The sequence below is a fragment of the Pseudomonas syringae group sp. J309-1 genome, assembly GCF_032582135.1.
GTDB lineage: Bacteria > Pseudomonadota > Gammaproteobacteria > Pseudomonadales > Pseudomonadaceae > Aquipseudomonas > Aquipseudomonas quasicaspiana.
This window is the reverse complement of sequence record NZ_JAWHNU010000099.1, coordinates 1-9,592: the sequence shown is the minus strand read 5'-3', so window position 1 is coordinate 9,592 and position 9,592 is coordinate 1. Positions and strand designations below refer to the sequence as shown.

The following is a 9,592-nucleotide window of genomic DNA, read 5'->3' as shown; positions in this document are numbered from 1 at the left end:
CCCGGCTGCGCCGGGTGGGGGTTCTGTGTAACACCCCGCCTGGGGGGCCGCGGGGTGCTGGTGCGCTCCTACAGGTCCACCGTTTGGCGCGAGACAGTGCGGAGTGATGGACACTGGGGCAGCGCCCACAGAATCTTGGAAAGCCGGCTCCACACCTCAAATCACGTCAGGCGTCTTGGCCATGTGCTGACTGATGCGCGAACGGAGCCAGCGCTCGGCGGGGTCGTTGTCATGCACCCCGCTCCAGACCATCGACAATTCGGCAGCAACAATCGGAAACGGCGGATCATCTGCGCGCAGCGTGCAACCTTCCACCAGCGCACAGGCCGCGTAATCAGGCACCGTCGCGATCAGTTCAGTACCCGCCAGCAACGCCCGCAGGCCATTGAATTGCGGTACACCGAGCACGACTTTGCGGGTCCGCCCGACTTTGGCCAAATCCAGATCAATGTTGCCGGACAGGTCGCCAGAGAACGACACCATCGCATGCGGCCGCGCGCAGTAATCATCAAGGGTTAACGCGCCCGGGCGAGAATCGCCACGCAACACCTTGCAGTGAATATCACGCAGCTTTTTGCGTTTGGCGTTGGCCGGTAGATCGGTGGTGTAGCTGACGCCTACCGAGATTTCGCCTGAGGCGAGCAGCGCTGGCATCAATAGATAGTTGGCGCGGCGAACCACCACGATGATGCCCGGCGCCTCTTCCCGGAGTTGATGGAGCAAGGGTGGCAACAGGCCAAACTCGGCGTCATCCGACAGCCCGATACGGAACACATCAGAGCTGGTGGCGGGGTCAAAATCCTTGGCGCGGCTGACTGCGCCAGAGATGGTATCCAGCGCGGGCTGAATTTCCTTGAGGATGTCCAGCGCCCTTGCCGTCGGCTCCATACCGCGACCACTGCGCAGCAGCAAGGGATCGTCGAACAGATCGCGTAATCGCGACAGCGCGGCGCTGACGGCAGGCTGGCCCATGAACAGTTTTTCAGCAACCCGGGTCAGGTTGCGCTCAAACATCAGCGCCTCAAAGATCACCAGCAAGTTGAGGTCGACTCGGCGCAGATCATTGCGATTCATGGGGAAGGTCCGGAACTGAAGAGATGAAAAGCCCGAGAGGCTTGTCCTTCATTCAAGTAAGCACGGTTATCAGCGCTTCGCCTTGTAGGTTTGTGCTTTTGAACGCAATGCAGTTCTCATCAAACAACATGCAAACTGCTGGATTGAAATGCATTTTCTGTAGGAGCTGCCGAAGGCTGCGAAGCATTTATGCTGACACACCGCGATCGCAGCCTTCGGCAGCTCCTACAAGTCCTGTATCTGCTGTGTGAGGGCGCCGCGTCGAAGACGGCGCGGGACCTCCTGCAAGATACTGGTCATCAGCGATGAATGATGCTGGAAGTCACCCCGCCCGCCGTGCTTCGGTCGACAGCGAGCGTCTCCAGCCGAACGGCGTCTGGCCTACAACACGGGTAAACACCCGGGTGAAATGCGACTGATCGGCAAAACCGCAATCGAGGCTGATACGCGAAATCGAAATGCTGGACTCGGTCAGCAACCCCTTGGCCTTGTCCAGGCGAACCTGGAGGAACCAGTCACGGGGCGAAAAGCCGGTGTTCTTCTTGAACGCCCGAGAGAAATGGCTGCGTGACAACGAGCATTCGGTGGCGATCTGGGCAATGGACAGCCCGCGATCCATATGGCTGGACATCATTTCCTTGGCACGACGCTCCTGCCACGGCGACAACGCGACTTTCTCGCAACGCTTGGGCACCACGGCTTCAGGCGTTTCAAAGCGGGTAGACAAATGCGAGCACAGCACCAGCATCGCGCGCTCTACTGAATCGTCATGATCAGCCTGACGATCACGCAAGGCAGGCAACAACGAGCAAATCAGCCGGTAAGCCAAAGGGTCAATGCCCGGCGTTGTAACGCTGCGCTCCAGCAATTGCAGATTCGCTTCACGTGTGTCGCCAACCGATGCGGACTTCATCAGTTCTTCTACAGCGGACGACAAGGTGTCGAAAGATGGAACCTGAGTGACGGCGGCTTGATCGACATGAAGCGTGGACAAAGGGCTGAACGCATTCATTACAGACTCTCCTGCTCAGAGGTGTATGGCAGGCATTGAGTCTGGTGATGGCGGTCCTTAAAGTCCTTTGCAAAACATTAAACGTTCTGAAGCGCAGGTTAATCCGCGCAGCAGTCAACATCTGTTCCTGGATTTTGCGACCTGCATGCTGGTTCTGCATCGACTATATCGCGGGCAAGCCCAGCTCCCACATGGGACCGCGTTCCACCTGTCGGAGCTGGGCTTGCCCGCGATATAGGCGCTAAGGTCTAACTGCCCTACCTGACAACGCCCCTGCAACCACTGGCAACGTGAACACAAACACCGCCCCGCTCGACCGTCCGGAAAACGCCTGCAGCATCCCCCCATGAGCATCAATGATCGATCTGCAAATCGCCAGGCCCATTCCCATGCCCTTTTCCTTGGTCGTGAAAAACGCATCGAAGACCCGTTCAACATGTTCAGGATCAATCCCGTAACCATTGTCCTGAACACTGACCACCACATACTCATCAGCCACCGTATTGCACGTGATCGCCAGACGACGCGGCCGGTCATGAAGGTCGCTCATGGCGTCCACTGCATTCATGATCAGATTCAGAATCACCTGCTGCAACTGCACAGCATCACCTTCCACGGTCAGTTGTGGCTCGCTGACTTCCCTGTAAAGCAATACATGGCGCTGCTCGATCTCACTGGCGGTCAGCAACACCACCTGCTGAATCACATCCGTGATGTACAACGGTTCACGGTTGAGCGGCGTCTGTCTGGCCAGCGATTGAAGTGCGCGCACGATGTCGGCAGCGCGCTTGCCGTCGTTGACGATATCCCTAAGCCCGGCGAGCGCCTCCTCGACTACCGGCACATCACGGTTGAGCCAGCGCAAACTGGCACTGGCGTTGGAGACAATCGAAGCCAGCGGCTGGTTGATTTCATGCGCAATGGACGCCGCCAACTCGCCCATGGTGGTTGCCTGAGAAACCCTCCCCAGCTCGGCACGGGCAGTGCGCAAGGACGTTTCAGTGGTTTTGCGCTCGGTCACATCACTGACCACACCCACGAAAAACTGCTCGCCGTCCGGCTCTCCCAGCAGTTCGATATAACGAAGCGTCCCATCGGGCCTGAAGATACGGAAGGTGTGTTCAAAGGCACTGGAATGTCGCAGAGCCCGAGACAGCATTGATGAAAAGGCTTGCAGATCTTCCGGGTGAATCATCTTTTCCAGCACCGGCAGTGAAGGTGCAACCGCCGTCACCGGCAGGCCCCAGACCGCAAACAGCTCGTCGGACCATTGCGCCTCATCGGTGCCCGGATCCCAGCGAAAACTCCCCGACTGGCTGATACGTTGCCCCAATGCCAGCGTCGCCTTGCTGGTGCGCAGCGCCGCTTCGATCTCTTTGCGACGCGTGTTCTCTTCCGTCAATTCAGCATACAGACGAGCGTTTTCCAGCGAGATCGCGGCCTGACCGGCGAGCAGTTCAAGCACCGCCGTGCGCCTGAAAGTAAACACCCCAGGCGCCAGATTGTTTTCCAGGTAAAGCACGCCCACTACCTGGCCTTGTTTGATAAGGGGCAAACACAGTATTGAGCGCACCTGATGCTCATTGAAGTACTCATCTGCGGCAAAGAGATGTGAATGCATGGCGTCGTCCAGCACGATCAGTTGCCGCGTTCTTATGACCGTGTACAACATCGACAAGGGCAAATGCCGCGCGGTGGGTGTTGTCTCCGAGAGCTCGGTGGCGATGCCGGACTCGTGCGCCTGCCCGCGGGCACGGACCTGCGGTACTTCGTCTTTGATCAGCAGTAACAGGGCATGCTGGGCACCGGCGTGAACGATCGTATTGGTCAGCAGAATACCGATCAGTCGCTCCAGCACGATCTCTTCGGACAGCGCCTGAGAGGCCTTCATGACCGACACCAGATCCAGCGCTTCCTGCCCCATGGAAATACTGATCGAGGGCCTCGACAGCGAGGCCTGCGCGCGCAGAATTCCGCTCCGCGCTTCCAGCCCGGCGACCTGGCCCAGGCACCCACATGGCTGGTAGCAATCACAGCCACTGAGAAAATGGCCATGCGCGGAGGTATAAATCCCTTCAGTGACCCGCTTGAATGCAGCACCCCGAGCCTGATACTCCGCCCGCCTCGTCAGCAAGAATTCCGGCTCAACGCCCCGGCATCGACGATCTTTTACGGTCTCGTCAAAAGCGGACAAGTGCTGGAACTGACTCCACTCGTTCAGGCACTTGCGCAAGTCAGCCTCCAGGCGACAAGCCGTCTGATAGCGATCTTCGGGATTCTTGGCAATCAGTTGCAGAATCATTTGAGCCAACGGTACGGGAATCGAGTCCCGAAAATGCCGCGGTGACGAAGGCTGGCGGGCCACGTGGCAATACACCCATTCAACTGCATCGTCTGCCTCGAAGGGCAATCTGCCGGTCAGCAGCTCATAGAACGTCATGCCCAACGCATAAAGATCGCTGCGCTGGTCGGACTGCAGCCCGCCCCGTCCCGCCTGTTCAGGAGACATATACGCCAGGGTGCCGCAGATGGAATCGCCGATGTTCGTGGGCATGCAGGATCCGGTCTCGACACTGACGCCAAACCCAGTCAGACGAACAGTGCCTTGAGCATCCTGAAGCAGATTGCTCGGTTTGATATCCCGATGCAGCAGACCCTTGCCATGAGCCATCCCAAGGGAGCGCGCTGCGCCTGACGCAAGGCGCAGGAAGCGATCAATGGAAATTTTCCCGTCAGCCAGTTCATGCAGCGTCTGGCCACCAGGATCGTCGCATACCCACAGCGGACCTTCCGCCGTCTGCAACAGAGCCTGGGGAATCAGTGCCCAGGACGGCTCAAGGCGGGAGGCTAACGCGTATTCATGCTCGATACGACGCCTGCTGCTCTCCACCTTGCGCACTGACGAACGGAAAACCAGCCACTGTCGGTAGCAGCCCTGCACATGAACCCGGTAACGATCAATCTCGCCATCGACGAACAGCAGGTCCCATGACAGAAGCGCCAGCCATTCAGGCGTGCAGCCTTCGGCCTGATGCTCAGCCCTTGCCTGAAGACCGGAGATCAGCTCTGCCTGGATGCTGCTCATAAAGGCCCCTTACGGGCGTTCCAGTGCCCGCTTTATCGAATCGAGCAACGCCTCCTCGGAGAACGGTTTGCGCAAAAAACCCAGTGCACCAGCGTCGAGTGTTCGGCGGATGGTTCCCTCGTCATCCTGAGCGGACATGCAGAAAACGGCGACGGGTTTGCCCGCGGCTTTCAACTGCCGAAGAACTTCCAGCCCCTGCATGCCCTTCATGATCAAGTCGAGAAATACGCAATCCGCGTCATCACTTGCCGAAGAAGCCAGAAACGCTTCACCCGAAGCAAAGCCCACGCAAGCATAGCCCAAAGACTTGAGAAGATTGCCAAGACCATTACGTACGGAAGCGTCGTCATCAACAACGCAAATGAGGATCATAAGCTCAACTTCATGGCAGTGAAAGTAATAGAAACAGACTTTACGCCCTCCCACAAAAGAGCGCGCCTGACGCTATGTATAAATGTGCTGTTTTATATCAACTGACCGGAGTTGATTGTTCATGCATCTTGACCAGATCAATCAAAGTTCGTGCTTTCATTTTTGTCATAATGTGCCGTTTATGAACTTTCACCGTTATTTCACTGGTCCCCAGATCCCCGGCAATCTGTTTATTCATTTTGCCCGTCACCAACAACGTCATGACTTCACGCTCACGGGGCGTCAGGGTTTCGAACCGGCGCCTGACGCTTTCGACATGCAGCCGACCCGCCAGCTCGCTTTCATCGTGTTCAAGGGCGTGGCGCACCACCATCAGTAAATGATCCGGCTCAAAGGGCTTGGTCAAAAACTCGTGGGCGCCGGCTTTAATAGCCTTGACCGACATCGGGATGGTGCCAAAGCCGGTCATGAATATGATCGGGAAGCGATGGCCGCGACGGAGCAACTCCTCCTGCACATCAAAACCACTGGAGGCCGCAAGATTGACGTCCAGCAGCAGGCACGTCGGTTGATCTTCAAAAGACTGCTCAAGAAACGCCTGGGCGCTGGCAAAGCATTCGGTGTCGATGTCCGCAGAATGCAGCAGGCGAGCCAACGACGTGCGGATCGTGCACTCATCATCGACCACATAAACCTTGGGTGTAGCGCTCATATACAGATTTTCCGAAGCTTCGTGCTACTGGCTTGTTGCCAGAATTCGTTGGTGGTTGAGGTGAAAATAATCGGAGTCGTGCAGGCCGCCCCCTACTGCTCGCAACGTCGCGACAGACGCCATGGATGCCGGGCGCACAGAATGCTGATTGTGCTGGCGAATGCCCTGCGTTGAACCGTTATCACCCGCCAGCTCACTGATTGCCTCCACCAGCCAGCTCCGGGTTGTCCTCAATAACCGGTAAAACCGGAAAGGCCCTTCGGCGGTAATCAGCAACAGAGACTTTTGCGCCAGACTGACGATGCAGTCCATGACCCTGCCTTGAGGCAGCGCCAGGGACTGCGCCCTTTCACAGGCCTGAGCGAGGGTAAAACGGTCTTCGAAACGACCCAGACGTTTCAGTACGTTGCGCTCGTCCGGGCTCAGCAAACCATAGCTCCACTCTACCGATGCCACCAGCGACTGATGACGATCAGGGGCACTGCGCAGACCGCCGGACAAGAGGTGCGGTCCATGTTGCAGGCTTTGCAGCAATTCGAACAGTCCCAGCGTGGCAGCGCGGGCGGCCGCCATCTCCAGCGCCAGCGGGATGCCATCCAGATGACGGCAGACCTGTGCGATCAACTCCACACTTTGTTCGTCCAGACTTTCCATGTTTTCTGCCGGGAAATAAGGGTCCAGCGCCCGCAAGCGTGTCATGAACAATTGTGCTGAACTGCTTTGCAGCACTTGTTGACGATCGGCATCCTGCTCCGGGATGTCCAACGGGGCGACGTTGAGCATTCGTTCGCCGCCAATGCGCAGTGGTTCGCGACTGGTGATCAGAATCCGCAGCGACGGACAACGGCGCATTAGATGCTCACTGACCGCCGCTATTGCATCGATCAGGTGCTCACAGTTATCCAGGATGACCAGACGATTCTGCTGATCAAGGCATTCGACAATCGCCTCAATCGGCGACCTTCCCGGTAACACGACCAGATCCAGGGCAGATGCCAGAGACTCGACAATGTTTTCAGGGCAGGTAATGTGCGCCAGCGGTACGAAGCAGACATGCAGGCTATCGGTCAGGGACAGATAGTGGGCAGCAGCGACTGCCAGGGACGTCTTGCCTATCCCCCCTGATCCCACGAGGCTCACCAGCGCATCGCTCAGCAACGCTTCGCAGACGTCTTCCAGTGCGGCTTGCCGCCCAATCAACGGGACGTTATGGGGAAGATCGTGTTTGCGTGGCATCGCGCTCCCGGAGGAGCCGACTGTCAGCGGGTTGTCATAATCAGCGACTGCCAGAGCAGATTCGCCCTCGCCCCCCACCAGCATGTAGCCGCGCCCCGGAATGGTCCGGATCAGATCGCGATCTTCACCCAGTGCCTTGCGCAATGCAGAGACATGCACCTGCAGATTATTTTCTTCAACGACGGTATCGGGCCAGACGCGCCGCAGAATCTCGTCCTTGCTGACCAGACGTCCCGGACAGGTAATCAACAGTTCCAGAATATCGAACGCCCGCGTGCCCACCCGCAGCGGCACGCCACATCTGAAGACTTCTCTGAGTTCAAGAGAGACACTGGCTTGACCGAGACTGATCATCGTTATTCACACTGTCCGTCGTATGTCGGTAAGTATCTGGCCCGGGGATAGATCGTGATCAATTTCATGATTTATCGCGGGAGTCTCAGGATATCTAAGCAGCTAATTAGTTCCACCGATACTATCTATAGGGATAGGCAGGAGATTCACCCGATAAACTTCGGGCGGCGACTAAGCACAATCATGCAAGTAAATGACATGAACTTTTACTTCAATCGCTATCATAGTAACCAATCGCTATAAGTATGGCTGTAGCATTTACCGTGAAACGTGTTCTTCGGTGCGCTTATGATGTTGTCGATCTTCATAGAATTGAACATCATCAGGCCTGTCGTGCAGACCTTCGCTCCATACGCCCGCCGTGACGGGCCGATATTCTTCAGACTGAACATGAGCCAAAGATTATGACCTCCTCCACAGCTTCCCCCGCTCAAGCACCGCAAAACACCCTGACCCGCGGCCTGGTGCTGTTGTTTGCGTTTTGCTGTGGCGCCATCGTCGCCAACATTTACTACGCCCAGCCCATCGTCGAGCTGATTGCTCCTGAGATAGGGTTGTCGGCCCACAGCGCCAGCCTGATCGTATCGCTGACCCAGATCGGTTATGCCCTTGGCCTGTTATTTCTCGTACCGTTGGCTGACTTGCTGGAAAACCGCAAGCTGATGATCGGCACTGCCATCGTGGCGACGGCCAGCCTGCTGGCTGCGGCGTTCAGCGAACACGCCAGCGGGTTCCTGATGATTTCCCTGCTGATCGGCTTCAGTTCGGTGTCGGTGCAAATGCTGATACCGCTGGCGGCGCACCTGGCGCCGGAAGAAACCCGCGGTCAGGTCGTCGGCAATATCATGGGCGGCCTGCTGCTGGGCATTTTGCTGGCCCGGCCGCTGTCAAGCCTGATAGCCGACCACTTCGGCTGGCGTGCGGTGTTCATGACCGCGTCGGTGATGATGCTGGCGATCATTCTGGTACTGGCTCTTACCATTCCAAAACGCACGCCTGATCACAAGGCGTCATACAGGCAATTGCTCGGTTCGTTGTTCACATTGCTGCGCAGGTATTCGGTGTTGCGTCAGCGGGCGTTCTATCAGGGCCTGCTGTTTGCTGCGTTCAGTCTGTTCTGGACAGCTGCGCCGATCGAACTGTCGCGTACGTTCGGACTGTCGCAGACCCAGATCGCGCTGTTTGCACTGGTGGGTGCCATAGGTGCGGTTGCCGCACCTGTCGCCGGGCGTCTGGCCGATGCCGGGCATACCCGGCGCGCATCCTTGATCGCGATGATCATGGCGCCAGTTGCGTTTCTGGTGGGTCTGAGTCAACCGGGTTACAGCGTGATTGGCCTGGCGGTCACCGGAGTACTGCTCGACTTTGCAGTGCAGATGAACATGGTGCTGGGACAACGCGCGATCTACGCTCTGGACCCGGCCAGCCGTGGTCGGTTGAACGCGCTGTACATGACCAGCATCTTCATCGGCGGTGCTATTGGCTCAGCGCTGGCCAGCAGCCTGTATGAGCAGGGTGGCTGGCACGGGGTCGTGTGGCTGGGAGCCGGTCTGCCGCTGGTTGCGCTGGTAGTTTTCTTGTTGGCCGGGCGTGTTGGTCGAAGCTAGTCAGTATGGACGCGGTTCACTTCGGACCGCGTCGCTCTTATCGCGGGCAAGCCTCGCTCCCACATAGATCTGCGTAATCCTGTGAGAGCCGGGCTTGCCCGCGAAGAACGATAACGCGGTGTGCCTGACGGACCGAAGCG

7 protein-coding genes are annotated in these 9,592 nt (G+C 57.7%); 1 reads left to right on the top strand and 6 read right to left on the bottom strand.

Annotated elements, in window-relative coordinates; all coding sequences use genetic code 11:
- Positions 1-156: 156 nt before the first annotated feature.
- The 6 genes from RX972_RS28465 to RX972_RS28440 form a co-directional block, all read right to left on the bottom strand.
- On the bottom strand, positions 157-1,074 hold the full coding sequence (locus tag RX972_RS28465) for a LysR family transcriptional regulator (protein ID WP_231674788.1): 918 nt from the start codon (positions 1,072-1,074) through the stop codon (positions 157-159).
- A gap of 322 nt (positions 1,075-1,396) precedes the next feature.
- Complete coding sequence (locus tag RX972_RS28460; protein ID WP_316880577.1) at positions 1,397-2,086, bottom strand: AraC family transcriptional regulator; 690 nt, start codon at positions 2,084-2,086, stop codon at positions 1,397-1,399.
- Positions 2,087-2,327: 241 nt separating this feature from the next.
- Positions 2,328-5,171, bottom strand: a complete 2,844-nt coding sequence (locus tag RX972_RS28455) for an ATP-binding protein (protein ID WP_316880575.1) — start codon at positions 5,169-5,171, stop codon at positions 2,328-2,330.
- Positions 5,172-5,180: 9 nt separating this feature from the next.
- Positions 5,181-5,543, bottom strand: coding sequence for a response regulator transcription factor (locus RX972_RS28450; protein ID WP_099268724.1), 363 nt, complete (start codon positions 5,541-5,543; stop codon positions 5,181-5,183).
- A gap of 97 nt (positions 5,544-5,640) precedes the next feature.
- Positions 5,641-6,255, bottom strand: a complete 615-nt coding sequence (locus RX972_RS28445) for a response regulator transcription factor (protein WP_316880573.1) — start codon at positions 6,253-6,255, stop codon at positions 5,641-5,643.
- 24 nt (positions 6,256-6,279) lie between these two features.
- On the bottom strand, positions 6,280-7,845 hold the full coding sequence (locus tag RX972_RS28440) for an ATP-binding protein (RefSeq protein ID WP_316880570.1): 1,566 nt from the start codon (positions 7,843-7,845) through the stop codon (positions 6,280-6,282).
- A gap of 404 nt (positions 7,846-8,249) precedes the next feature.
- On the opposite strand from RX972_RS28440, the gene RX972_RS28435 reads away from it, so the two are divergent.
- A complete protein-coding gene (locus RX972_RS28435) occupies positions 8,250-9,452 on the top strand; it encodes an MFS transporter (RefSeq protein WP_316880569.1) in 1,203 nt (400 codons plus the stop codon).
- Positions 9,453-9,592 lie beyond the last annotated feature (140 nt).

Bases quoted from the DNA above. Each gene is read 5' to 3' on its own strand.
- RX972_RS28465 (WP_231674788.1), bottom strand. From the start codon at position 1,074: ATGAATCGCAATGATCTGCGCCGAGTCGACCTCAACTTGCTGGTGATC.
- RX972_RS28460 (WP_316880577.1), bottom strand. From the start codon at position 2,086: ATGAATGCGTTCAGCCCTTTGTCCACGCTTCATGTCGATCAAGCCGCC.
- RX972_RS28455 (WP_316880575.1), bottom strand. From the start codon at position 5,171: ATGAGCAGCATCCAGGCAGAGCTGATCTCCGGTCTTCAGGCAAGGGCT.
- RX972_RS28450 (WP_099268724.1), bottom strand. From the start codon at position 5,543: ATGATCCTCATTTGCGTTGTTGATGACGACGCTTCCGTACGTAATGGT.
- RX972_RS28445 (WP_316880573.1), bottom strand. From the start codon at position 6,255: ATGAGCGCTACACCCAAGGTTTATGTGGTCGATGATGAGTGCACGATC.
- RX972_RS28440 (WP_316880570.1), bottom strand. From the start codon at position 7,845: ATGATCAGTCTCGGTCAAGCCAGTGTCTCTCTTGAACTCAGAGAAGTC.
- RX972_RS28435 (WP_316880569.1), top strand. From the start codon at position 8,250: ATGACCTCCTCCACAGCTTCCCCCGCTCAAGCACCGCAAAACACCCTG.